General features: G+C 61.4%; 21 protein-coding genes and 1 riboswitch. Of the genes, 8 read left to right on the forward strand and 13 right to left on the reverse strand.

The window, feature by feature from the left end; translation table 11 throughout:
* The first annotated feature begins 147 nt into the window (after window positions 1-147).
* A riboswitch (S-adenosyl-L-homocysteine riboswitch) is annotated at window positions 148-246 on the forward strand.
* A 23-nt stretch (window positions 247-269) separates the two neighbouring features.
* The 5 genes from ahcY (at window position 270) to rhlE2 (ending at window position 6,828) form a co-directional block, all read left to right on the forward strand.
* Window positions 270-1,679, forward strand: coding sequence for an adenosylhomocysteinase (gene ahcY, locus ACYSTU_RS04930; RefSeq protein ID WP_016772771.1), 1,410 nt, complete (start codon window positions 270-272; stop codon window positions 1,677-1,679).
* A gap of 158 nt (window positions 1,680-1,837) precedes the next feature.
* Window positions 1,838-2,683, forward strand: a complete 846-nt coding sequence (gene metF / locus ACYSTU_RS04935) for a methylenetetrahydrofolate reductase [NAD(P)H] (RefSeq protein WP_206421453.1) — start codon at window positions 1,838-1,840, stop codon at window positions 2,681-2,683.
* Window positions 2,684-2,756: 73 nt separating this feature from the next.
* Window positions 2,757-3,839, forward strand: coding sequence for a hypothetical protein (locus ACYSTU_RS04940; protein WP_476307936.1), 1,083 nt, complete (start codon window positions 2,757-2,759; stop codon window positions 3,837-3,839).
* Window positions 3,840-3,925: 86 nt separating this feature from the next.
* Window positions 3,926-4,738, forward strand: a complete 813-nt coding sequence (locus tag ACYSTU_RS04945; protein ID WP_476307518.1) for a substrate-binding periplasmic protein — start codon at window positions 3,926-3,928, stop codon at window positions 4,736-4,738.
* Window positions 4,739-4,959: 221 nt separating this feature from the next.
* The gene (rhlE2, locus tag ACYSTU_RS04950; RefSeq protein ID WP_476307520.1) at window positions 4,960-6,828 is read left to right on the forward strand and encodes an RNA helicase RhlE2; all 1,869 of its coding nucleotides are present in this window, start codon (window positions 4,960-4,962) and stop codon (window positions 6,826-6,828) included.
* Between the two features lie 250 nt (window positions 6,829-7,078).
* Here rhlE2 and ACYSTU_RS04955 read toward each other — a convergent pair whose 3' ends face one another.
* The 3 genes from ACYSTU_RS04955 to ACYSTU_RS04965 all read right to left on the reverse strand — a co-directional run bounded on the left by ACYSTU_RS04955 (window position 7,079) and on the right by ACYSTU_RS04965 (window position 10,628).
* On the reverse strand, window positions 7,079-7,657 hold the full coding sequence (locus ACYSTU_RS04955; protein WP_024014635.1) for a YceI family protein: 579 nt from the start codon (window positions 7,655-7,657) through the stop codon (window positions 7,079-7,081).
* Between the two features lie 31 nt (window positions 7,658-7,688).
* Window positions 7,689-8,240, reverse strand: coding sequence for a cytochrome b (locus tag ACYSTU_RS04960; protein ID WP_073471054.1), 552 nt, complete (start codon window positions 8,238-8,240; stop codon window positions 7,689-7,691).
* A gap of 618 nt (window positions 8,241-8,858) precedes the next feature.
* On the reverse strand, window positions 8,859-10,628 hold the full coding sequence (locus ACYSTU_RS04965) for a flavin monoamine oxidase family protein (RefSeq protein WP_243243026.1): 1,770 nt from the start codon (window positions 10,626-10,628) through the stop codon (window positions 8,859-8,861).
* Window positions 10,629-10,851: 223 nt separating this feature from the next.
* On the opposite strand from ACYSTU_RS04965, the gene ACYSTU_RS04970 reads away from it, so the two are divergent.
* Window positions 10,852-12,258: an adenosylmethionine--8-amino-7-oxononanoate transaminase gene (locus tag ACYSTU_RS04970; protein ID WP_281879592.1), complete on the forward strand. Its 1,407-nt coding sequence runs from the start codon at window positions 10,852-10,854 to the stop codon at window positions 12,256-12,258.
* A 133-nt stretch (window positions 12,259-12,391) separates the two neighbouring features.
* Window positions 12,392-13,111: a 16S rRNA (uracil(1498)-N(3))-methyltransferase gene (locus tag ACYSTU_RS04975; RefSeq protein ID WP_341638098.1), complete on the forward strand. Its 720-nt coding sequence runs from the start codon at window positions 12,392-12,394 to the stop codon at window positions 13,109-13,111.
* Between the two features lie 134 nt (window positions 13,112-13,245).
* Here the strand turns inward: ACYSTU_RS04975 and trhA are convergent, their stop codons facing one another.
* Window positions 13,246-13,863 carry a PAQR family membrane homeostasis protein TrhA gene (gene trhA / locus ACYSTU_RS04980; protein WP_039757573.1) on the reverse strand — a complete coding sequence of 206 codons (618 nt, stop codon included), beginning with the start codon at window positions 13,861-13,863 and terminating at the stop codon, window positions 13,246-13,248.
* A 141-nt stretch (window positions 13,864-14,004) separates the two neighbouring features.
* On the opposite strand from trhA, the gene ACYSTU_RS04985 reads away from it, so the two are divergent.
* Window positions 14,005-14,925: a LysR family transcriptional regulator gene (locus tag ACYSTU_RS04985; protein WP_024014641.1), complete on the forward strand. Its 921-nt coding sequence runs from the start codon at window positions 14,005-14,007 to the stop codon at window positions 14,923-14,925.
* 117 nt (window positions 14,926-15,042) lie between these two features.
* Here ACYSTU_RS04985 and madM read toward each other — a convergent pair whose 3' ends face one another.
* The 9 genes from madM to mdcA all read right to left on the reverse strand — a co-directional run bounded on the left by madM (window position 15,043) and on the right by mdcA (window position 22,256).
* Window positions 15,043-15,807: a malonate transporter subunit MadM gene (gene madM, locus ACYSTU_RS04990; RefSeq protein WP_024014642.1), complete on the reverse strand. Its 765-nt coding sequence runs from the start codon at window positions 15,805-15,807 to the stop codon at window positions 15,043-15,045.
* A 5-nt stretch (window positions 15,808-15,812) separates the two neighbouring features.
* Window positions 15,813-16,205, reverse strand: coding sequence for a malonate transporter subunit MadL (gene madL, locus ACYSTU_RS04995; protein WP_016772756.1), 393 nt, complete (start codon window positions 16,203-16,205; stop codon window positions 15,813-15,815).
* A 67-nt stretch (window positions 16,206-16,272) separates the two neighbouring features.
* Complete coding sequence (gene mdcH / locus ACYSTU_RS05000) at window positions 16,273-17,193, reverse strand: malonate decarboxylase subunit epsilon (RefSeq protein WP_323165025.1); 921 nt, start codon at window positions 17,191-17,193, stop codon at window positions 16,273-16,275.
* The gene (locus tag ACYSTU_RS05005; protein WP_258604014.1) at window positions 17,190-17,810 is read right to left on the reverse strand and encodes a malonate decarboxylase holo-ACP synthase; all 621 of its coding nucleotides are present in this window, start codon (window positions 17,808-17,810) and stop codon (window positions 17,190-17,192) included. The genes mdcH and ACYSTU_RS05005 overlap by 4 nt, the downstream gene beginning before the upstream one ends.
* Window positions 17,804-18,589: a biotin-independent malonate decarboxylase subunit gamma gene (gene mdcE / locus ACYSTU_RS05010; RefSeq protein WP_498996500.1), complete on the reverse strand. Its 786-nt coding sequence runs from the start codon at window positions 18,587-18,589 to the stop codon at window positions 17,804-17,806. The genes ACYSTU_RS05005 and mdcE overlap by 7 nt, the downstream gene beginning before the upstream one ends.
* Window positions 18,586-19,437 (reverse strand): biotin-independent malonate decarboxylase subunit beta, encoded by an 852-nt coding sequence (locus ACYSTU_RS05015; protein ID WP_498996503.1) that lies wholly within the window; start codon window positions 19,435-19,437, stop codon window positions 18,586-18,588. The genes mdcE and ACYSTU_RS05015 overlap by 4 nt, the downstream gene beginning before the upstream one ends.
* Window positions 19,430-19,729 carry a malonate decarboxylase subunit delta gene (locus ACYSTU_RS05020; protein WP_039757560.1) on the reverse strand — a complete coding sequence of 100 codons (300 nt, stop codon included), beginning with the start codon at window positions 19,727-19,729 and terminating at the stop codon, window positions 19,430-19,432. The genes ACYSTU_RS05015 and ACYSTU_RS05020 overlap by 8 nt, the downstream gene beginning before the upstream one ends.
* Entirely contained in the window at window positions 19,729-20,586 is an 858-nt protein-coding gene (locus ACYSTU_RS05025) for a triphosphoribosyl-dephospho-CoA synthase (RefSeq protein WP_498996506.1), read from the reverse strand. Before ACYSTU_RS05025 ends, ACYSTU_RS05020 begins: the two co-directional genes overlap by 1 nt.
* Window positions 20,586-22,256, reverse strand: coding sequence for a malonate decarboxylase subunit alpha (gene mdcA / locus ACYSTU_RS05030; RefSeq protein ID WP_498996510.1), 1,671 nt, complete (start codon window positions 22,254-22,256; stop codon window positions 20,586-20,588). The genes ACYSTU_RS05025 and mdcA overlap by 1 nt, the downstream gene beginning before the upstream one ends.
* Window positions 22,257-22,719 lie beyond the last annotated feature (463 nt).

The following is a 22,719-nucleotide window of genomic DNA, read 5'->3' on the forward strand; positions in this document are numbered from 1 at the left end:
AGTCAGGCTCCAGGCAGCTGCGACTATGGTCGCCATTGGCGATCTTCATCTGGCCGACAGAAACCCTTTGGAAGATCAGCCCGGGCGGCTATAATCGCCCCCGTTTCAAAAAACGGTAACGTTCACTGGCTACCGTTTTCCCGCCACCTGTCCGAGGGGCGCTGCAGCAGGTTCGACCTGTCAGGCTCGGATGGGGCGTTGACCGGCTCACGCCGGACACTAAACGCACAACGGCGCCCATTCGCATACATTACGAATGGAGGCTCTTCATGAGCGCTGTCAACACGCCTGCCGATTTTACCGATTACAAAGTTGCCGACATGTCCCTGGCTGCCTGGGGCCGTCGCGAAACCATCATCGCCGAATCGGAAATGCCTGCCCTGATGGGTCTGCGCCGCAAATACGCTGCCGAGCAGCCGCTCAAGGGCGCGAAAATCCTCGGCTGCATCCACATGACCATTCAGACCGCCGTGCTGATCGAAACCCTGGTTGCCCTGGGTGCCGAAGTACGCTGGTCGTCCTGCAACATTTTCTCCACTCAGGATCAGGCCGCTGCCGCTATCGCTGCCGCCGGTATCCCGGTGTTCGCCTGGAAAGGCGAGACTGAAGAAGAGTACGAGTGGTGCCTGGAGCAGACCATCCTCAAGGATGGCCAGCCATGGGACGCCAACATGATCCTCGACGATGGCGGCGACCTGACCGAGCTGCTGCACAAGAAATACCCGCAGGTGCTGGACCGCGTTCACGGCGTGACCGAAGAAACCACCACCGGCGTGCATCGCCTGCTGGACATGTTGGCCAAGGGCGAGCTGAAAATCCCGGCCATCAACGTCAACGACTCGGTGACCAAGTCCAAGAACGACAACAAGTACGGCTGCCGTCACAGCCTGAACGATGCGATCAAGCGCGGCACCGACCACCTGCTGTCCGGCAAGCAAGCGCTGGTCATCGGTTACGGTGACGTGGGCAAGGGTTCGGCGCAGTCCCTGCGTCAGGAAGGCATGATCGTTAAAGTCTCGGAAGTCGACCCGATCTGCGCCATGCAAGCCTGCATGGACGGCTTCGAACTGGTGTCGCCGTTCATTGACGGTATCAACGACGGTTCCGAAGCGAGCATCGACAAAGCGCTGCTGGGCAAGATCGACCTGATCGTGACCACCACCGGTAACGTCAATGTTTGCGACGCGAACATGCTCAAAGCCCTGAAGAAGCGCGCCGTGGTCTGCAACATCGGTCACTTCGACAACGAAATCGACACCGCTTTCATGCGCAAGAACTGGGCATGGGAAGAAGTGAAGCCACAGGTGCACAAGGTTCACCGCACCGGCGCTGGCAGCTTCGATCCACAGAACGACGATTACCTGATCCTGCTGGCCGAAGGCCGTCTGGTGAACCTGGGCAACGCCACCGGTCACCCGAGCCGCATCATGGACGGTTCGTTCGCCAACCAGGTTCTGGCACAGATCTTCCTGTTCGGCCAGAAGTACGCCGACCTGTCGCCAGCGCAGAAAGCCGAGCGTCTGACCGTTGAAGTACTGCCGAAGAAACTCGACGAAGAAGTGGCCCTGGAAATGGTTCGCGGCTTCGGCGGCGTGGTCACCCAACTGACCAAGCAACAGGCTGACTACATCGGCGTCACCGTCGAAGGCCCGTTCAAGCCGCACGCCTATCGCTACTAACAGGCGCTGAATGCTCGCTCTCCCTGTGGGAGCGAGCTTGCTCGCGAAGGCGGCTTATCATTCAACATCCGTGTTGTCTGACCCAGCGCTTTTGCGAGCAGGCTCGCTCCCACACCGGATTGCAGCGCCTCGAGGTACTTGTTTCCAAGGGTATGACCATGTCCCAAGACCGTCGCTACAGCTTCGAGTTTTTCCCGACCAAGACCGATGCCGGGCAAGAAAAGCTGCTTGCCACTGCCCGCCAGTTGGCCACCTACAATCCTGATTTCTTTTCCTGCACCTACGGCGCTGGCGGTTCGACCCGTGATCGCACGCTCAACACCGTGTTGCAGCTGGAAAACGAAGTCAAAGTACCCGCCGCTCCGCACCTGTCGTGCGTCGGTGACAGCAAGGACGACCTGCGCGGCCTGCTGAACGAATACAAGACTGCCGGCATCAAGCGCATCGTTGCCCTGCGTGGCGACCTGCCGTCCGGCATGGGCATGACCAGCGGTGAGCTGCGTCACGCCAATGAACTGGTGGAATTCATTCGTGAAGAAACCGCCGATCATTTCCACATCGAAGTCGCCGCTTACCCGGAGATGCATCCGCAAGCGCGCAACTACGAAGACGATCTCGCCAACTTCGTGCGCAAGGCAAAGGCCGGTGCCGACAGCGCGATCACCCAGTACTTCTTCAACGCCGACAGCTACTTCTACTTCGTCGACCGTTTGCAGGCGCTGGGCGTGGATCTGCCGATCGTGCCGGGGATCATGCCGATCACCAACTACAGCAAACTCGCGCGCTTCTCCGATGCCTGCGGTGCGGAAATCCCGCGCTGGATCCGCAAGCAACTGGAAGCCTACGGCGATGACACGCGAAGCATTCAAAGCTTTGGCGAACAAGTCGTCAGCGAAATGTGCGAACGCCTGCTGCAGGGCGGCGCACCGGGGCTGCACTTCTACTCGATGAACCAGGCCGAACCTAGCCTGGCCATCTGGAACAACCTCAAGCTGCCGCGCTGAAGGTTTTCCATGCGATAAAAAAGGCCCTCACCGGGCCTTTTCACCGAAAAGCACAAATGGAATATTGTTGTCGATGATCTGCGCGCAAACAAAAACACGCCCTCAACTGGTCTATCTGGTTTTCGGTGCCGAGACCTACCATCAGGAAGCTGTTTTCAGCATCGCCAGTGCTCTGGCGTGGTTGCGCGAGACACCGGATGCCGCGATCGATATCCAGGTCTTCAGCGACAATCCGCAACCCTACGAGCGTCTTCCCGTACGCATTCGCCCGCTGGACGCCGAAACGCGCCAGAAATGGAGCGAGCCCCACGGTTATCATTTCCGCATCAAACATGTCGCTTTGCGTTCGGTACTTGAAGAGCATGAAACGGCGCTGTTGATCGACACCGATACGTTTTTCCACTGCTCGCCGCTGAAACTGTTCGAGCGGGTACAGCCCGGCACCCTGCTGTGCAATGACTACTACGCCCGCTATGGCGACAACAAGATGAGCCTGCTCTACCGCACGCTGTCGGCCACACTGCTGGACAAAGGCCTGACTGACGATCACATGCGCCTGCTCAACTCCGGCGTCATCGGCCTGCATCGGCAGGATGCCCACGTGCTGGACCGCTCCATCGCTTTGATCGATGAGCTGTTCCCATCGGCACAGGGCGCCTACACCCTCGAAGAGTTCTGCCTGTCAGTGGCCGCCTACCGCACGCTCGACGTCAACAAGTGCCCGGATCTGATTCACCATTACTGGAGCCGCAAGCACTTGTTCAGGGCCAAGGTTCAGGCCTGGGTCGCCAAACATGGCGACAACCCGACCGGCGAGGCTGCACTGGACGACACCCGACGTGTATCACCGCAACTGCCTCGACCACCGCGCCTGCAGCGTATGTTCTACAAGCTCGTCACGCTGCTGCTGCCGGCGCATCTGCGTCAGTTCATTCGCGAAATCCTTTACGGCTGCTATGAACATCCCAACGAGTTCGATCAGGCGTGTGCAGCGGTCTGGTGGGACAAGGCGCTGGAAAACCAGCAGCAACGCATTGGCAAGCCGGTTTGCAGGCACTTGCTCAGGGACTGGTTCAGTCGCGGTCTGGTCAAGCGGATCTTGGGTGCGCGCCACGCCAAGGTCCACCAACACCTGCTGAAAACCGCAAGCAAATAAGGCCATCACGGCCATTGCGCCGGGGTCTGCGCGAAACATGCATGCCAGAGCTTCTCATCAGGCGTTTCGCGTACTAACCTCAGGCCATGCCCCTTATTGCCCAACTGCTGAGCGTTATTCTTTTGACTTGCCTGAGCGTCGCCGCTCGGGGGGAGAAGTTGCGTATTGTCACCGAGCCGTGGGCGCCGTACGTCTACGAACAGGGTGGCAAAAACCTTGGTCTTGACTACGAAACCACCGCCATCGTGTTCCAGCGTCTGGGCATTGAAGTGGAATGGCAGTTCCTGCCGTGGAAGCGCTGCCTGTCGATGCTTGAGACCGGCCAGGCCGACGGTGCCCTGGACATCTTTCACAGCGCCGAACGCGACGCCACCCTGCTCTATCCCAGCGAACCTTTGTCCGACGTCGAATTCGTGATGTTCTACGCCAATGAGCGGCCGCATCCTTTCAACACCCTCGAGCAACTCAAAGGCCTGACCATCGGCACCTCGCCGGGTTATCTGTACAGCCCTGACTTCAGCCAGTCGGACCTGTTTGTTCGTGAGCCGGCACCGACCCATGAAGCCAATTTCGGCAAACTGGTGCGCGGGCGGATTGACCTGCTGATTACCGATCGCCGCGTCGGTCAGCATTTGCTCGATGAGCTGAATATTCGCGATCTGATCACGGAAAACCCGACGATTATCAGCCGTCAGAGCCAGTTTCTTGCGGTTCGGCGCAATGCCGGCATGGATTTGCTGGTGCAGCGTTTCGGCGCCGAGCTCAAGCGCTTCAAGCGCGAACCGGCCTACGCCGAGCTCAGCGCGCGTTACGGTGCTGCGCCCGTTGATAGCGCGTCACTGCGTTCGGCCACGGCCGGCGGCAAAACCGTTGAGCAGCAGGAAAGCAGCGCGCAGTGATTGCTCTGTTATACTCCGGCGTTCCCGCCAGGCTCACGCCCGGACGCCCGGAACCGTAACAGGCCTCTCGACCCGCTACAGCGCAGCTTCCAGCCCGCGCGAGCGCTCCTGACGTGCCTTCGGAACCGCCGCTGGACCGGACGGGATTGCGTCCTCTTAAACGTGATTCGCGCCAGGCAAGACTCCCATTGGGCCAAGCCCTAACTAAAACAGGATTACTCATGTCCTTTGCTTCCCTCGGTCTCTCCGAGGCTTTAGTCCGTGCCATCGAAGATGCGGGCTATACCGAGCCTACTCCGGTGCAACAGCGGGCCATTCCCGCCGTGTTGCAAGGTCGCGACCTGATGGTGGCGGCTCAGACAGGTACCGGTAAAACCGGCGGCTTCGCCCTCCCGATTCTGGAGCGGTTGTTCCCCAACGGTCACCCGGACAAATCCCAGCGTCACGGCCCGCGCCAACCGCGCGTGCTGGTCCTGACCCCGACCCGCGAACTCGCGGCCCAGGTGCACGAGAGCTTCAAGATCTACGCCCGTGACCTGAAATTCGTCAGCGCCTGCATCTTCGGCGGCGTCGGCATGAACCCGCAGGTCCAGGCCATGTCCCGTGGCGTCGACGTCCTCGTCGCCTGCCCGGGTCGCTTGCTCGACCTCGCCGGCCAGGGCAGCGTCGATCTGTCCCACGTGGAAATTCTCGTTCTCGACGAAGCCGACCGCATGCTCGACATGGGTTTTGTCCACGACGTGAAGAAAGTCCTCGCACGTCTGCCGGCCAAGCGTCAGAACCTGCTGTTCTCGGCGACTTTCTCCAAAGACATCACCGACCTCGCCGGCAAACTGCTGCACAATCCGGAACGCATCGAAGTGACGCCGCCGAACACCACGGTCGAGCGCATCGAACAACGCGTGTTCCGCCTGCCCGCCAGCCACAAACGTGCGCTGCTGGCACACCTGATCACCGCCGGCGCGTGGGAACAGGTACTGGTCTTCACCCGCACCAAGCACGGCGCCAACCGTCTCGCTGAATACCTGGACAAACATGGCCTGCCGGCGGTGGCGATCCACGGTAACAAGAGCCAGAACGCGCGCACCAAAGCCCTGGCCGACTTCAAGGCCGGCGAAGTACGCATTCTGGTTGCCACCGACATCGCTGCCCGTGGCCTGGACATCGATCAGTTGCCGCATGTGGTCAACTTCGAGCTGCCGAACGTCGATGAAGACTATGTGCACCGTATCGGCCGTACCGGCCGCGCCGGTCGTTCCGGCGAAGCGATCTCGCTGGTCGCGCCAGACGAAGAGAAGCTGCTGAAAAGCATCGAGCGCATGACCAAGCAGAAGATTGCCGACGGCGATCTGATGGGCTTCGACTCCAGCACCATCGAAGCCGAGAAGCCTGAAGCCCGCGAGCGTCCGGACATCCGCAACCCGCGCAATTCCCGTGGCCCACGTGGCGACGGCCCGAATGGCGGCGGCGGTGGCGGCGGTCGCAAGGACAAAGGCAAAGACAAGGGCAAGGAAAAGCCGGCCGCTGAACGTGGCGAGCGCCCTGCCCGTCAGCAGAAACCGCGCGAAGGCACGCCGAGCCGCGAACAGCGCCCGAGCCAGCCACCGCGTGCAGCGGCTGACCGCGCTCCGGACGAGTTCCTCGACGACGATATCGATAACTTCGGTAACCGCGTTGACTACGTGCCGAAGGCCGCTCCTGCCGGCGGCCGTGGCCGTCGTCCGGGCGCACCGGCGCAAGGCTCAGGCACTGGCGCACCGCGCGGCGGTCAGCCACAGGGTCGCCAGAACGGTCCGCGCAACAGCAACGGCTCGAGCACCGGGACACCACCGGCCAAACGCAGCGGCCCGCGCAACGGCGCTCCGCGTGACGGTCAGGGTCGTCGCGACGAATCCGCGCCACGCAACCGCCGCCCGGCCCGTGACGATCAGCCACGCAGCGAACCGGCCGTGCAGAATCCGCGCAGCAACGGTCCGAAGATCATGCACAAGGAATCGAAAGCCGACCGCTTCCCGACGCCTGAGCAGCTCGATCAACTGCCAAGCCGCCCACGTGGCGAGAAACCAGCACTGCTGACCCGCAATCGCTGAGTTTCAACCCGCCATGAAAAATGCCCCGACTCGAAAGAGCCGGGGCATTTTTTTACCTCGATTATCTCTGCCACACCGCAATACCCCTGTGGGAGCGAGCCTGCTCGCGAAGGCGGCGGGTCAGTCAGCAATGATGTTGCCGGACTGACCGCTTTCGCGAGCAGGCTCGCTCCCACAGGGAATGTGTCGCAGGCAATAAAAAACGCCCCGGGCCTTTCGACCAGGGGCGTTTTATTGTGGCGAGCGAAAGTTATTTGACTTTCACACCTTCCAGCGAGATATCCAGATCTGCCGTTTGCGAGGTTGGGCCTGGGCCCTTGATCCCGAACTCGTTCAGATTGAGAGTGGTCTTGGCGTTGAAGCCAGCGCGCTCGCCGCCCCATGGATCCTTGCCTTCGCCGTTGAATGTGGCCTTGAAGGTCACAGGCTTGGTCACACCGTGCAAGGTCAGGTCGCCGGTCACGTCAGCAGTCTTTTCACCGGTCGATTTAACGGCGGTGGAGACGAACTTGGCATCAGCAAACTTGCTCACGTCGAGGAAGTCTTTGCTGGCGATGTGCTTGTCACGTTCAGCATGGTTCGACCACAGGCTGGCAGTTTTCACATCCACAGAGATCTTGCTGGCTTCAGGCTTGGCCGAATCCCAAGAGAAAGTACCGTCGAAATCTTTGAAGGTACCGTGGATGAAGCTGTAACCCAGGTGGCTGATTTTCCAGTCAACGAAGGCGTGCTGGCCTTCCTTGTCGATTTTGTAGTCCGCAGCCATGGCCTGACCAGCCGAGAGCAGTGCAGAACCGATTGCCAGAGCGGCCAGAGTCTTTTTCAACATGCTTTCTTTTCCTTTGAGTCGAGGTTGAATTTCAGGCTTTGCGACCGAGCATTCGAGTGAGGGTCGCATCACGATCGATAAAGTGGTGCTTCAATGCTGCCAACGCATGGAGACCGGAAAAAATTACCAGTGCCCACGCCAGCCAGAGATGAATCACCCCAGCGGTATCTGCCTGATCCGGTAGTCCGGAGAGCAGTGCAGGAACTTCAAACAGGCCAAACACCGGGATCCCGACACCGTCTGCGGTGGAAATCAGGTAACCGGCAATCATCACAGCGAACAGCGCCAGATACAGAAACCCGTGGCCGAACTTGGCGCCGATACGGGTCATGCGGCTGTAGCTTTGCAGCGTTGGCGGCGGTGGGCTGATGAAACGCCACACCACTCGCAACACCATCACCGCGAGCAGCACCAGACCGATGCTCTTGTGCAGATCCGGCGCGTCTTTGCGCCAGGTGCTGTAGTAATCCAGCCCGACCATCCACAGACCCAGCGCAAACAGCCCGAAGACCGCCAGCGCCACGCCCCAGTGCATGAAGATGCTGACCCAACCATAGCGCGAAGAAGAGTTACGTAGCTGCATTGCCCAAATCCTGTGAGAACTGCGAACCAAGACTAGCGAGTTATCTATCGAATTAAAGCGGAAAATTTTGCTTTGAAATATCGAGAAATACGATCAAGAGTCTGCGAGCGAGGTGTTAAGGAAGGATTAAAGGCGATCTCAGGATAGGGCGCTTGAACAAATGAACGGTTTTGATATCGGGCGCCTGCGCAAACCCAAGCAAAAGTGGCTGAGGAAACTGCCGAACGGGACAGAGTTCTTCAAGTGGGAGTTTTGACTGACCAGCCATTCATGGCCGATCAGTTATGAAGTACTGCCGGCGGTTGCAGGCATTCGGCACTGTAGGGGTCTATGTGGCACTTGTGCGCCAGTTCAGAACCATAGCCGCCGGGGAAAAATTGCCCGTTGCTACATCCGGAAAGTGCAATCGAAACCAGTATCGCGATAAGCGTTTTCATAGCATGCCCCCAATTTTTTCCAGCATAAAATTGGCGCGCTGGCAGCCGCTATCACCTCATTCCGAGCATCTTGTGGGAAGGCTCCGGTACGCCGGTAAGTCCCGTAACCGGATGACGAAGGACTGAACCGCAGGGCAAAAAAAACGCGACCCGAGGGCCGCGTTTTCATGTGAACCAAGCCTTACTGCGCCTTGGTCTCGGTCGTTGCAGCAGGCTTGGCCGCTGGTTTCTTCGCCGGCTCAGCCTTTTTCGCTGCCGGTTTGGCCGCCGGCTTTTTCGTTTCGGTTTTGGCTGCAGGCTTCTTCGCCGCTGGCTTGGCCGCTGCTTTTTTCGCCGGCTCGGCTTTCACCGGGGCCGCTGGTTTCGGTGCTTCCACCGGCGCTGGCGCAGGTGCCGGGGTCGGTGCAGGCGCTGGAGCGGCCGGAGCAGGTGCTGGCTCTGGCGCTTTCGCAGGCTCAGGCTTTTTCTCGTCATCCGAACCGCCGAACAGGTTGCTGAAGAAGTTGCCCTTCTTCGCCGCCACGGCACCCGCCGCGCCTGCCGCTGCTGCAGCCGGAACCACTTTGGCCGGTTCGAACGACTTGCCTGCCGCCAGATCTTCAACCTGGCTGGCCGCGCGCTGGCCGGTGCGCAGTGCGCCTTCCAAGGTGCCCGGGTACAAGGTGTCGGTGTGTTCGCCGGCGAACGCTACGCGTTGCAGCGGACGTTCCCACAGGCGCCAGAACTTGCTGATCTGCCCCGGGCCGTAAGCCAGGTAGGCGCCGCCCATCGACGGGTCGGTGCTGTAGCGACGGATTTCATAACCGGTGAACGAGCCACGGGCCTGTGGATAAAACGCGTGCAGGCGGATCAGCACCTGATCGACCATCTGCTTGTCGCCGAATGCCTGCATCACACGGGCGTTGTCGCCGGACAGGTTGATCACCACATTGGCGCCGCCCTTCAGCGCCGGTTCGATCCAGAGCATGCCTAAACCTGCGTTGCTGTAGATCTCGCCGGACATGCGCGATTTGCTTTCCCACACTGGCGTCTTGAACTTCAGCATGATCTGGTCGCGCCAGCCGTAGTTGGTGCCCTTGATCGCCGCCAGATGCTGGGCATCCAGCGCCGGGGTCAGGGCGATCTTGTTCAGTGCGCGCAACGGCACCGCCAGCACCACGTAGTCAGCCTGATAGCCGACGCTGCCAACTTTGACGGTCACGCCGTCCTTGTCCTGGATGATGGCCGAGACCGGCGAGCTGGTTTTGATGGTCTTGATCTGTTTGACGAAGGCCTGCGCCAGCACCTGGCTGCCGCCGACCAGACGCGAGGCGCGCAGGTCGCGGTCGGAGACGCCGCGATAGACGCGGTTCTGCTGAGCGAAATACAGCAGCGACAGACGCGAAGGTTCGTCGTAGTGGGTGCGGATGTCCTGGTTGATCAGCTGACGCGCGGTGGCCGGCAGGTTCTGCTTGTCGAGCCAGCTCGATACGGTGATCTGGTCCAGTGCGTGCAGGGTGGCGGTCGCCGCCGGGTTCTGCGGGTCGTCGATCGAGCGCGCCAGATCGTCGAGGGTTTTCTGGTAGCGCTTGAGCGCATCGGCGGTGGCTGGCTGCTTGGTGGCCAGATCAGCGGCGGAGAAATAATCGCCGTCGATCAGATAACCCGGCGTACGCACGAATTCCGGCGCCGGCGTGGTGCCGAGCTTGAAGGTCGACACGTACTTGTTCAGCACCGGCTGAGTCTTGTCGTTGCCGATCCACTCGCTGGTGGCCATGCCCGAGCGGCCGCCCAAGCTCGGTTTGGCTTCCAGCAGGGTGACCTGCCAGCCTTTGTTCTGCAGTTCGTAAGCAGCGGTCAGACCCGACAGGCCGCCGCCGATCACGATTGCGGTTTTATCCTTGGCCAGCGCCGTAACGCTGAACAGCCCCAACATCACCAGCGCACAGGCGCGCAGCCAACCGACAGACATTCAGCGAACTCCGGAAAAACATGTGGGAAAAAGCAGTTTTGCGAGTCAGACGACTCAAAGAACCGCGAAGAATACGTTAGCCATCAAAACGCCGCCAGCGACGTCTATCGGCTCAGACAAAGTAGTTCAATCGACACAATGGGTTGTTCCCGCGCGATGCATTGCATAGGCTTGCGCGATTGTTCGCCCGCGCCTGACGCGAGCCGCCTCGAGGAGACTGTAAATGGGCCTGAATAACCAGTGGATGCAACGCGATCTCGCGGTGTTGTGGCATCCCTGCACCCAGATGAAAGACCACGAACAGCTGCCGCTGATCCCGATCAAGCGCGGCGAAGGCGTCTGGCTCGAAGACTTCGAAGGCAAGCGCTACCTCGACGCAGTCAGTTCCTGGTGGGTCAACGTGTTCGGCCACGCCAACCCGCGCATCAACCAGCGCATCAAGGATCAGGTCGATCAACTCGAACACGTGATTCTTGCCGGTTTCAGCCATCAGCCGGTGATCGAGCTGTCCGAGCGTCTGGTGAAGATGACCCCGCAAGGCTTGAACCGGGTGTTCTACGCCGATAACGGCTCGTCCTGCATCGAAGTCGCGCTGAAGATGAGTTTTCACTACTGGCTCAATCGCGGCCAGCCGAACAAGAAGCGCTTCGTCACCCTGACCAACAGCTACCACGGCGAAACCATGGCGGCGATGGCGGTCGGCGATGTGCCGCTGTTCACCGAGACCTACAAAGCCCTGCTGATGGACACCATCAAAGTGCCGAGCCCGGATTGCTATCTGCGCCCGCAAGGCATGAGCTGGGAGGAACACTCGCGCAACATGTTCGCCGCCATGGAACAGACGCTGGCGGAAAATCATGACAGCGTCGCGGCAGTGATCGTCGAGCCGTTGATTCAGGGCGCCGGCGGCATGCGCATGTATCACCCGGTGTACCTCAAGCTGTTGCGCGAGGCCTGCGACCGCTATGGCGTGCACCTGATCCACGACGAAATCGCCGTCGGCTTCGGCCGCACCGGAACGATGTTCGCCTGCGAACAGGCCGGCATCCGCCCGGACTTTCTCTGCCTGTCCAAGGCCCTGACCGGCGGCTACCTGCCGCTGGCCGCGTGCCTGACCACCGACGAGGTCTACAGCGCCTTCTACGACGACTACCCGACTCTGCGAGCCTTCCTGCATTCGCACAGCTACACCGGCAACCCGCTGGCCTGCGCTGCGGCACTGGCGACCCTGGACATTTTCGAGCAGGACAACGTCATCGAGAACAACAAGGCGCTGGCTCAGCGCATGGCCTCGGCGACCGCGCATCTGGTCGATCACCCTAACGTGTCGGAAGTGCGCCAGACCGGCATGGTCCTGGCCATCGAGATGGTCAAGGATAAAGCCACCAAAGAGGCCTACCCTTGGCAGGAGCGTCGTGGCTTGAAGGTGTTCCAGCATGCGCTGGAGCGCGGTGCGTTGTTGCGCCCGCTGGGCAGCGTGGTGTATTTCCTGCCGCCGTATGTGATCACCCCGGAGCAGATCGACTTCCTGGCCGAAGTGGCCAGTGAAGGTATTGATATTGCTACGCGTGACAGCGTCAGCGTGGCGGTGCCGAAAGACTTCCATCCGGGATTCCGCGACCCGGGCTAACCGTAATTTCTCGTTCCCACGCTCCGCGTGGGAATGCAGCCCGGGACGCTCCGCGTCCCAAAAGCGGACGCAGAGCGTCCGATGAGGCATTCCCACGCAGAGCGTGGGAACGATCTAATCTGAGAGACCCGAAATGAGACTGTCCCGCTTCTTTATCGACGCCCCGCTGAGCACTGGCGAACACGAACTGCCGGAGGCCCAGGCGCATTACATCAGCCGCGTGTTGCGCATGGCTGAAGGCGATGCGGTGCAGTTGTTCGACGGTTCCGGCCATGAATTTCGCGGGTCCTTGGTGGACGTCGGCAAGAAACGCGTGGTTGTACAAATCGACGAGCAGTTCGCCGGGCAAATCGAATCGCCACTGCAGATCCACCTCGGCCAGGGCCTGTCCCGGGGCGAGCGCATGGACTGGGCGATTCAGAAAGCCACTGAACTGGGCGTGACGCAAATCACCCCGATCTTCAGCGAACGCTGCGAAGTGCGGCTCAAGGACGAACGCGCCGACAAGCGCTTGCTGCACTGGCGCCAAGTGGCGATCAGTGCCTGCGAACAGTGCGGGCGTTCACGGGTGCCGGTGATTCATCCGCCAGTGTTGCTGGCGGACTGGCTCAAGCAGACCGAAGCCGAATTGAAACTGGTGCTGCATCCGGTGGCAGAGCCGTTGGTGAGTCATGCCAAACCGGCGACGCTGGCGTTCCTGATCGGGCCGGAAGGTGGTTTGACTGATGCTGAAGTCGAGCAGGCCAAAGGCAACGGTTTTCACGCCGCGCGCCTCGGCCCACGGGTGCTGCGCACCGAGACTGCGCCGGTAGTGGCGTTGGCGGTGGCCCAGCAACTTTGGGGTGATTTCTAAACCTTTTTGCCGGGCTGCATTCCCCCGCTCTGCGTGGGAATGCAGCCCGGGACGCTCCGCGTCCCAAACAGCGTGACGCAGAGCGTCACAGGAGGCGTTACCACGCAGAGCGTGGGAACGATCAGTCAGCCGGGCTACAGCACGTAAAACAGAATCGCGACAAAATGCAGCAAGCTCCCGGCAATCACAAACAGGTGCCAGATGCCATGGGCATGCCGCAGCCGGTGATCCAGGGCAAAAAAGATAATCCCCACCGTATACAAAACCCCGCCCGACGCCAGCCAGGCAAACCCCGCTGTGCCCAGCGCGGCGATCAGCGGTTTGACCGCGACCAGCACGATCCAGCCCATCACCGCGTAAATCACGATCGACAGAATCCGTGCCTCGGAGCGCGGTTTGATCTCTTGCAGGATGCCGATCAGCGCCAGCCCCCAGACAATCCCAAACAGCGTCCAGCCCCAAGGCCCGCGTAACGTCACCAGGCAGAACGGCGTGTAGCTGCCGGCGATCAGCAGGTAGATCGAGAAATGATCGACCTTCTTCATGATCGCTTTCTTGCGCCCGCGCACGCTGTGATACACGGTCGAGGCGCTGTAGAGCACCAGCAAGGTGAAGGCGTAGATCGCCACGCTGACGATCTTCCATGGACTGCCGTCGAGGCTGGCAATCACCAGCATCCATACGCCGCCGATAAACGCGGCGATGGCTCCGACCAGATGGGTCCAGGCGTTGAGTTTTTCCCCGTGATACATGTGTCGCATACCTCGTAGTCACTACCGCAAGCGCGCAAGGCTCGGGCCCTGAGCGTAAAAGCGCAATGTTTCTGTTCAACCTCGCCTGCGCGACCCGCGGGAATTGGGCACAATCGCCCGATACCAAAAAGAGTCCGCGCCATGCTGATCGACGAAGAATTGACCCTGAAAAAACTCGAGGTGTTCCTCGCCTTCATGCGCACCGGCAATCTCGCCCGCGCCGCCGCCGAACTGCAGACCAGCAACGTCAGCGTGCACCGCGCCATTCACTCTTTGGAAAACGCCCTGCGCTGCCCGCTGTTCAAACACGAAGGGCGCAATCTGACGCCACTGGAAAGCGCCTATGTGCTGGAAGAACGTGCGCAGAAGCTGATCAACGACGTCGTCGACAGCGTGCGCCTGACCCGCGAAGCAGCCGGATTCTCCGCCGAGCGCTTCAAGCTCGGCTCGCTGTATTCGCTGACGGTGAAAACCGTGCCACAGCTGATCATGGGCCTGAAAATCCGTCGCAGCGAACTCAACATCGACCTGATCCTCGGCTCGAACATCGACCTGCTCTACAAGCTGAAAAACATGGAAGTCGACGCGATTCTGGTGTCGCTGGACGACAGCATCAACGACCCCGATTGCGAACAGATTGCGCTGTTCTCCGACGACATCTTCCTCGCCACCCCGGCCGATTCAAAATTCGCTCAGCGCAGTGAAGTCGATCTGGCGGAAGTGCGTGATGAAACCTTCATCACCCTGACCCAGGGCTTCGCCACCCATCAGGATGGTGTGCGGGTGTTCAAGCAGGCGGGGTTCGAGCCGAAGGTGGCGATGCAGGTCAATGACATCTTCACCCTGCTGAGCATGGTCAGCTCGGGGGTGGGCTACGCCTTGTTGCCGGGGCGGATTGCGGCGGTGTACGAGAACCGGGTGAAGCTCATCCCGTTGCAGGAGAAGTACCGCTTGCAGCAGCACATTGGCGTGGTGTTTCTGAAGGCCAAGGAGCGTGATCCGAATCTGCTGGCATTGCTGGCGGAGTGTCGGATGTATGCCAATCGCCAGGCCAGCTCATGATCGTTCCCACGCTCTGCGTGGGAATGTCTCAATGGACGCTCTGCGTCCGCTTTGGAACGCGGAGCGTCCCGGGCTGCATTCCCACGCAGAGCGTGGGAACGATCAATGTCAGCTCGGTCAGCCCATCAACCCGCGCATCGCCAGAAACAGCAGCGAAGGCCCGAGCAGACACCCGAGCGCGGTGTAGAACGCCGCCGTCAGGCAACCGTACGGCACCAGCTTCGGATCCGTGGCCGCCAAGCCTCCGGCAACACCGCTGGAGGTGCCCATCAAGCCACCGAAAATCACCGCGCTGCGCGGGTTGTTCAGGCCGATCATCGGCGCCACGAAGGGTGTCATCACCATCACCAGAATCGCCTTGATCAGCCCCGCCGCAATCGACAGCGCCATCACCTCGGAACTGGCACCAATCGCCGCGCCGGTCACCGGGCCGACGATGTAAGTCACGGCACCGGCGCCAATGGTGGTCAGGCTCACCGCATCGGTGTAACCGAACGCCATCGCCACGCCGACGCCGGCGACGAACGAGGTGCCAACGCCGACAAACAGCGCCAGCACACCGACGAGTCCGGCGCGTTTGAGCTCATCGACACTGACGCCAAACGCCGTCGCCACAATCGCGAAATCCCGCAGCATCGCACCGCCGAGCAGGCCGATGCCGGACAGCAGGGGAATATCCACCACGCCTTTTTGCCCACCGGTGAGTGCGCCGCCGATATACGACAGCACCAGCCCGAGCAGAATGGCGATCGCCGAACCGTGCAGACGGCCCTTGGTGAAGGTGTTGGACATCCAGTAGGACACCCACATGGTCAGGCCGACAATCAAAAAGCCGCTGATCAGACCGTAGCCGGTGATCACTTTCATCATCGATTCGTACATGGCGATTACCCCGCAGTCTTGGCAGGAGCAATCGGCGTCTCTTGCTTGTTGCCCATGCGCGTCAGCACCGGCACCAGGGCAAAAGCGATCACTACGGCGAGGGTGCCGGCAAGAATTGCCATCGGCCCGCCCTTCAGCGCACCGTAGACATTCTGCTGCGCGGCCATGGCGACCACGATGGGAATGTAGATCGCACTCCAGAACTCCACGCCCTGCTCGGTCTTGCCCTTGAGCCAGCCGCTCTTGTAGAGATAGCTGCCCAGGCCGATCAACAGCAGCATCGCAATACCGACACCGCCGACGTTGGCCGGCACGCCGATCAGCTTGCCGAGCAATTCACCGACCCAGATACCGACCAGCGTGCAGAAGGCGAGAAACGCCACACCGTAAATAATCATTGTTGTAGTCCTCAAAGTGCATCGTCGAATGTTGTTTTTGTTGTTCGAAGCTTGAGTCGCGGCGGTTTTAGAGTTGGCGGCCACCCTCCTCGCGCAACAGCGCTTGCAGGGTATCGAGGCGGGCACTGTCGAAGGCAGTGACGGTGCCCTGCTCGAACACCCGGCGCGCCAGCCCGGTCAGCACCGCACCGGGCGGCAGTTCGATCTGTAGACGTACGCCGCGCTCATAGGCGCTTTGCACGGTGCCGCGCCAGTCCACCACGCGGCACATGTTGAAAGCGAGGTCGTCACGCAGCGCTTCGACTTTGCTCACAGGGCGGGCGCGGCTGCCGCTTAGATAAGCGATTTTCGGGTTCTTCAGTTCAACCTTGGCGAAGGCCTCGGCAAGCGCCTGCGCTGATTTTTCCAGCAATGGGCAATGCGACGGCACGCTCACCGCCAGCCGCTTCGCCACTCCGGCGCCGCGACTGCGCGCCAGTTCGGCCACCGCGTGCATGGCCTTGTCGCAGCCAGCGATGACCACTTGGTTATCGGCGTTGATATTGCCCAGATACACCGGCGAATCTTCGCTGTGCACTTGCGCCAGCAGCGTTTCGACGGTGGATAACTGCAAGCCGATGATCGCGGTCATGCCGTAGCCCTGTGGATAAGCCTGTTGCATCAGCTCACCGCGCAGACTGACCAGATGCAGCGCATCGCTGAAACTCAAGGCTCCCGCCACCACTGCTGCCGGGTAGGCGCCGATGGACAGGCCGGCGACGTAATCCGCGCTCAGTTCATCCTGCAATAACTGCCGCGAAGCAGCGACACCGGCGATCAGCAGGCACAGCTGAACCGCTCGTGTCGTGCGCAATGCCTCGGCTGAATCCAGCAGCGCAACATCTTCGCCCAGCACATCACTGGCCTCGACCAGCGTTTCCCTTGGCAAACGCTGGAGCATGCCCGCTTGCTGCGCGCCCTGGCCGGGAAACACCAACAGGCTGCTCACGCTGCCTGCTCCTGCGGGTGCCACGGATTCGTCACCAATGCAGCCTGATACGCATTTTTCAGCAGCACTCGGGCCGAACCGCTGGCCCATTCACGCAGCGCCACAGCGCCGAATGGGGTCTGCAATTGCATATCGACCCGGCACGCAGTTTGATCAAAAAGCGCGACCAGTTCGCGCGCCTGATTACGGCCGATGATGTGCGGCGCACGCAGAATCAGATCGAGATCACTGGCCGCGTGCATCGCTGCAAAACCACTGGCCAATTCAAACCCGACACTGCCGCTGACACCCCAGACCCAACCGCAGTCATCGAGCATCGGCCGCAGTTGTTTGAGCGCCTGCATCACCGGCAGATCTCGCTCGCACTCAACCTGACAAAGGGCTTCGGGACTGACCCGACAGGCAATCGAATCGAGCGGCATAAACGTCGCCAGCCGTTGTTCACGCAACACACCGCGCACGCCGACCGCGACAAAACCGTCAGCACTCAGCGCCCGCCTCACCACTACCGGGTGCCCGGCCGCCAGCGCCGCGATCGCCCACTGCGGCGCATCCGCCGGCAACTGCGCTGGGGTCATGCCCCAGAGCAGATCATGGGCCAGGGGCAGGTTCACCACTGCGCCCTCAGCAACTCGCGGACTTTGCTGGAGGCGGCACGATTGCTCGCACCAAGGCGCCCTTTCAAATCAGTGCTGGTCACATCGCTGATCGCTTGCTTCAGGCACTCAGTCACGCGCGTCAGATCTTCCTCTGTCGGCTGTTCAATCTGCTGCACCGAGAGGGTTTCCCAGAGCAGGCCGAGGCTGGCGTAGCTGTCGATGTCATAGGCCATCGGCGGCACGCTCGACGCCAGCGCCTCCAGTTCCTCGACACTGCGCAAGGTGACCCGCGCCGCCGAGGCTTTGCCCATTGCGTGGACCATCACGCCGGGATCGCGCAGCGCGATCAGGCGATTGGCCTGATAACCGTGGGCGAGAAATGCACCCGACATGGCCTTGCCCACCAGCAGCGCAATCACCGGATGCCCGGCCAGACGCGCACGGGCATAACTGTCCGCCGCGCCGGCCAGGGCCTGATGAATGCCGAGGGCTTCTTCGCGGCGGCCATACGCCTGGCTCGGCACATCGACGATGGCGATGATCGGGCGCTTCTTTGCGCTGTCGCGGTCGGCACTGATCGCGTCATCCACAGCCTTGGCCAGCCCCCAGCCTTCGAGCAGACCGACCTCGCCATTGCGGGCGCGGGGAAAACGATTGTCCGGGTCGGCGACCACGGCGATAAAGCGGCCGAGCTCAGCGTCGGCGACTTTCAACGACGGCGGCAAACCTTCGACGACACTGGCGCCAGCGCTGAGCGCATTGAACCAGTGCAAACCGCGCAATGAATAACCGCTCATGAGCGCTCTCCTTGATACAGATCGCGAACCACCGACGGTTCGATTTGCAGGTCAGTGTTCAGCTTGCCGAGGCGTTGCAGGAACCACTCGGCGCGTTGACTGCGCGGCTGTGCCGGCAAGCCTTGCTGGAGCAATTCACCAACCTGCTGACGAATCTTCGCCACGTCATCGCCGACATAACGGTCCACCAGTCCGGTGTTGAAACGCTGTTCGCCGCCGGTCAGGCTCCAGATGAATGGCCGGTCGCGGGAGTCGTATTCCTCGATCCCGGCTTCCTGCTCGATTACCTGCGGGCCGTTCAGACCGAGGCGTGCTTCCTGAGTCACCAGCAAATAACTGCACAGCGCTGCGGCGATCGACATGCCGCCGAAGCAACCGACACTGCCGGCGACCACGCCGACCACCGGTTGGTATTGCTGCAAATCGACAATCGCCGCGTGAATATCGGCAATCGCCGCCAGCCCTAGATTGGCTTCCTGCAAGCGCACGCCGCCGGTTTCCAGCAGCAACACGGCGCGGGTGGCGATACCGTTGCGGTTGTCTTCGGCGGCCAGTTCCAGCGCACCGGCAATCTTCGCCCCGCCGACTTCGCCAAGGCTGCCGCCCTGAAACGCACCTTCAATCGCTGCGATGACCACCGGCAAACCGTCGAGGCTGCCCTTGGCGATCACCACCCCGTCGTCGGCTTGCGGCACCACACCCTGGCGCTCAAGCCACGGCGACATGACCCGTTGAAACGGATCGAGCAGTTCGCGAAAGGTCCCGACGTCGAGCAAGGCTTGCGCCCGCTGCCGCGCGCCGAGTTCGACGAAGCTGTGTTTGTTGAGCAACGCTGCGCTGTCAGTCATGGCCGATCTCCTCGAAACCCTGTTCCAGACGCAAGCGCACCACTCCCGGCGTCGCGCCGAAATCGTGGATGTCGATGGCCATCGCCGGCGGCGTAGTGCCGTCGAACATCCGCGCAAACAGGTGCTGCCAGCGCTGCTGCGCGCCGTTGACCGAGGTCTGCACGTTGATCGTCAGTTTGCCGGCCAGACCCGGTTCGATCAGCACTTCCAGATCACCCGAACCGACACAACCGACCAGCGCACGCCCGCGTGGCGGCTGCCCGGCGGGGAATTCAAACGATAGGTTTTCCATCAAAACGCTCCCTGAGAGATGCCGTCGCGCTCGATACGATCGAGCAGCAATGTGGCGGCGAGCAGGTCGGCGGCGCCACCGGGCGAGGCATTCAATGCGATGAGTTGTTGATCCAGTTCGTGCAGGCGCCGACGACCGCTGAGGCTGGCGCTGCCACCGGCATCGAGCACCGCTTGTGCGCCGGCCTGCATGGCGTGCAGGCCCGGTTCCCCGGCGCGGTAAAGCACGCAGGTGTCAGCCAGCTCGGTCATGATCGCCAGCAACGCATCGAGCCGGGCGTTCTGTTCGCCGTGGCCGTTGGCGCGACTTTTCTGCAGTTGCGGCAGGCCGCGTTGCAGCACGGACGGGAAGCCCAGTTGCGCTTCCTCGCGAGCACCGCGTGCGCCGTAACGCTGGGCGACTTGTGCGCCGTGGCTGAGCGGTGTCGGTGCGTAGCGGTCGTTGAGCAGTGCCAGGCGTGCGGCGCACAGGGCGATGGATTTCGGTTGCAGCGCGGCGGCCGTCACCAACAGTCCCAACGCCCAGATCGCACCGCGATGGGTGTTGACGCCGTTGGTGGTCACGAGCATCGCTTGCTCGCCTTCACGGCCGATGCGGCCTATCGCTTCGCGCAACGGCACACCGACTTCGCCGATCTCCAGCGCCGCCTCGGCCATTTCCTTGAACGCTGGCCACAAGGCCAACGCCGACGCGTGCATCAGGCCCAGGTGCAGATCGGTGTGCGCGCCGTTGCCACGACGGTCGACCAGGGCCGGTTTCGGCGACAGATCGGCTTCGTCAATCAGCGCGTCCACTGCCAGATCTGCCAGTTGATCGCCCAAAGAAAGCGGTTTCGCTTGCAGGTTGAATGCGTGCATTACCAGCTCCTGAATTTGGCGGGCGGGTTGTACAGGCCGCCGGACCACTCGACCAGATCGGCCACGCTTTTCGCCGCGAGCAATTCGCGCGTGGCGTCGGTGCGGCGGATGCCGAGGTCTTCGGGCAAGGCGATCAGGCCTTCGCGGCGCATGCGTTCGGTGTCTTTCGGGTTGTGCCGCAGGCCGATGGCGGTAACCCCGGCAACCGCTGCGATCATCGCCTGGCGCTCTTCCAGCGAGCGCGCCTTGTACAGGTAGGCGATGCCTTCTTCGGTGAGCAGGTGGGTGACGTCGTCGCCGTAGATCATGATCGGCGCCAGCGGCATGCCGCTTTTCTTCGCCACTTCCACCGCGTCGAGGGTTTCGACGAAGGTCGCTTTGCCACCTTCCTGGAAGGTCTCGACCATTTGCACCACGAGTTTCTTGCCGCGTTCGAGCATCGGTTGCGGCCCATCGGCATGGCGCATGTCCAGCCACGCCGGGGTGCCGTGACGGCGGCCGCGCGGGTCGTGGCCCATGTTCGGCGCACCACCGAAACCGGCGAGACGGCCCCGAGTCACCGTCGAGGAATGGCCGTCGCCGTCGACTTGCAACGTCGCGCCGATGAACAGATCCACCGCGTACTGCCCGGCCAGTTGGCAGACCATGCGGTTGGAACGCAGCGAGCCGTCGCGGCCAGTGAAGAACACATCCGGCCGAGCGGCGATGTAGTTTTCCATGCCCAGTTCGGTGCCGAAGCAATGCACGCTCTCGACCCAGCCGCTTTCGATCGCCGGGATCAGCGTCGGGTGCGGATTGAGCGTCCAGTTGCGGCAGATCTTGCCCTTCAAGCCGAGGGATTCGCCGTAGGTCGGCAGGATCAATTCGATGGCGGCGGTGTTGAAACCGATGCCGTGGTTGAGCGACTGCACGTTGTGTTTTTCGTAGATCCCGCGAATAGCCATCATCGCCATCAGCACGTGCACAGGCTTGATATGCCGTGGGTCGCGGGTGAACAGCGGCTCGATGTAGAACGGCTTGTCGGCGACCACGACGAAATCGACCCATGAAGCGGGAATGTCCACGCGGGGCAGTTCGCTGACGTCATCGACCAATTGGTTGACCTGGACGATGACGATGCCATCGCTGAACGCCGCCGGTTCGATCAGTGCCGGGGTGTCTTCGGTGCTCGGGCCGGTGTAGATGTTACCGGCGCGGTCGGCCATGAAACCGGCCGAGAGCACAACGTTGGGGATCAGGTCCACGACGAGGCGGGCGTAGAGTTCGATGTAGGTGTGAATGGCGCCGACTTCGAGCAAGCCATCTTCGAGCAACTGGCTGATGCGCAGGCTCTGGGTGCCGGCGAAGGAGAAATCGAGCTTGCGGGCGATGCCGCGTTCGAACAGATCAAGGTGTTCGGAGCGGCCAACGCTGGGCATGATCATGTGCAGGTCGTGGAGCTTTTCCGGGTCTGCTTTGGCCAGCGAACGGGAGAGGAAATCCGCCTGCTTCTGGTTGTTGCCCTCGAGTACCACACGGTCGCCGGGATGAATCAGCGCTTCGAGCGCGGCGACGATCTTGTCGGTGGGCAACACCACACCGTCGGCCAGCCCGCGCACCTTGTCGAGGCGGCGCTGCTTCTCATCGCGCCGCCGCGTCCAGCGCGAGTCGGGGGAAATTGTTGTTGTCATGCTCACTCCACGGGTTCGCTGTCGTGGGGCCAAGTTAGGCGTGTGTGATGAGGGCATCAATCAAGCTGGGTGGTGAATCATTACGCTGAGCGTAACGTTCAAAAGCTACCCTCACCCTAGCCCTCTCCCGGAGGGAGAGGGAACCGATTGGGGGATGCTTGGGAATGACGCCAGCCTGAAGCAGCCGTGGTGAATCCCGACGAAAAATCAACAGCCCCTCACCCTGGCCCTCTCCCGGAGGGAGAGGGGACTGATTGGGGGATGCTTGGGAATGACGCCGGCCTGAAGCAGCCGTGGTGAATCCCGAAACGAAAATCAACAGCCCCTCACCCTGGCCCTCTCCCGGAGGGAGAGGGGACTGATTGGGGGATGCTTGGCAATGACGCTGACCTGAATCCGTTGTATTGAATCCATAATCGACTCGGTCATTCAGGTCGATGTAGGACGCGAGACACCTCGGTCG

This window comes from Pseudomonas glycinis (assembly GCF_054871425.1).

Coding starts and splice junctions, on each gene's coding strand:
- ahcY (WP_016772771.1), top strand. CDS start 270: ATGAGCGCTGTCAACACGCCTGCCGATTTTACCGATTACAAAGTTGCC.
- metF (WP_206421453.1), top strand. CDS start 1,838: ATGTCCCAAGACCGTCGCTACAGCTTCGAGTTTTTCCCGACCAAGACC.
- ACYSTU_RS04940 (WP_476307936.1), top strand. CDS start 2,757: ATGATCTGCGCGCAAACAAAAACACGCCCTCAACTGGTCTATCTGGTT.
- ACYSTU_RS04945 (WP_476307518.1), top strand. CDS start 3,926: ATGCCCCTTATTGCCCAACTGCTGAGCGTTATTCTTTTGACTTGCCTG.
- rhlE2 (WP_476307520.1), top strand. CDS start 4,960: ATGTCCTTTGCTTCCCTCGGTCTCTCCGAGGCTTTAGTCCGTGCCATC.
- ACYSTU_RS04955 (WP_024014635.1), bottom strand. CDS start 7,657: ATGTTGAAAAAGACTCTGGCCGCTCTGGCAATCGGTTCTGCACTGCTC.
- ACYSTU_RS04960 (WP_073471054.1), bottom strand. CDS start 8,240: ATGCAGCTACGTAACTCTTCTTCGCGCTATGGTTGGGTCAGCATCTTC.
- ACYSTU_RS04965 (WP_243243026.1), bottom strand. CDS start 10,628: ATGTCTGTCGGTTGGCTGCGCGCCTGTGCGCTGGTGATGTTGGGGCTG.
- ACYSTU_RS04970 (WP_281879592.1), top strand. CDS start 10,852: ATGGGCCTGAATAACCAGTGGATGCAACGCGATCTCGCGGTGTTGTGG.
- ACYSTU_RS04975 (WP_341638098.1), top strand. CDS start 12,392: ATGAGACTGTCCCGCTTCTTTATCGACGCCCCGCTGAGCACTGGCGAA.
- trhA (WP_039757573.1), bottom strand. CDS start 13,863: ATGTATCACGGGGAAAAACTCAACGCCTGGACCCATCTGGTCGGAGCC.
- ACYSTU_RS04985 (WP_024014641.1), top strand. CDS start 14,005: ATGCTGATCGACGAAGAATTGACCCTGAAAAAACTCGAGGTGTTCCTC.
- madM (WP_024014642.1), bottom strand. CDS start 15,807: ATGTACGAATCGATGATGAAAGTGATCACCGGCTACGGTCTGATCAGC.
- madL (WP_016772756.1), bottom strand. CDS start 16,205: ATGATTATTTACGGTGTGGCGTTTCTCGCCTTCTGCACGCTGGTCGGT.
- mdcE (WP_498996500.1), bottom strand. CDS start 18,589: ATGAGCGGTTATTCATTGCGCGGTTTGCACTGGTTCAATGCGCTCAGC.
- ACYSTU_RS05015 (WP_498996503.1), bottom strand. CDS start 19,437: ATGACTGACAGCGCAGCGTTGCTCAACAAACACAGCTTCGTCGAACTC.
- ACYSTU_RS05020 (WP_039757560.1), bottom strand. CDS start 19,729: ATGGAAAACCTATCGTTTGAATTCCCCGCCGGGCAGCCGCCACGCGGG.
- ACYSTU_RS05025 (WP_498996506.1), bottom strand. CDS start 20,586: ATGCACGCATTCAACCTGCAAGCGAAACCGCTTTCTTTGGGCGATCAA.
- mdcA (WP_498996510.1), bottom strand. CDS start 22,256: ATGACAACAACAATTTCCCCCGACTCGCGCTGGACGCGGCGGCGCGAT.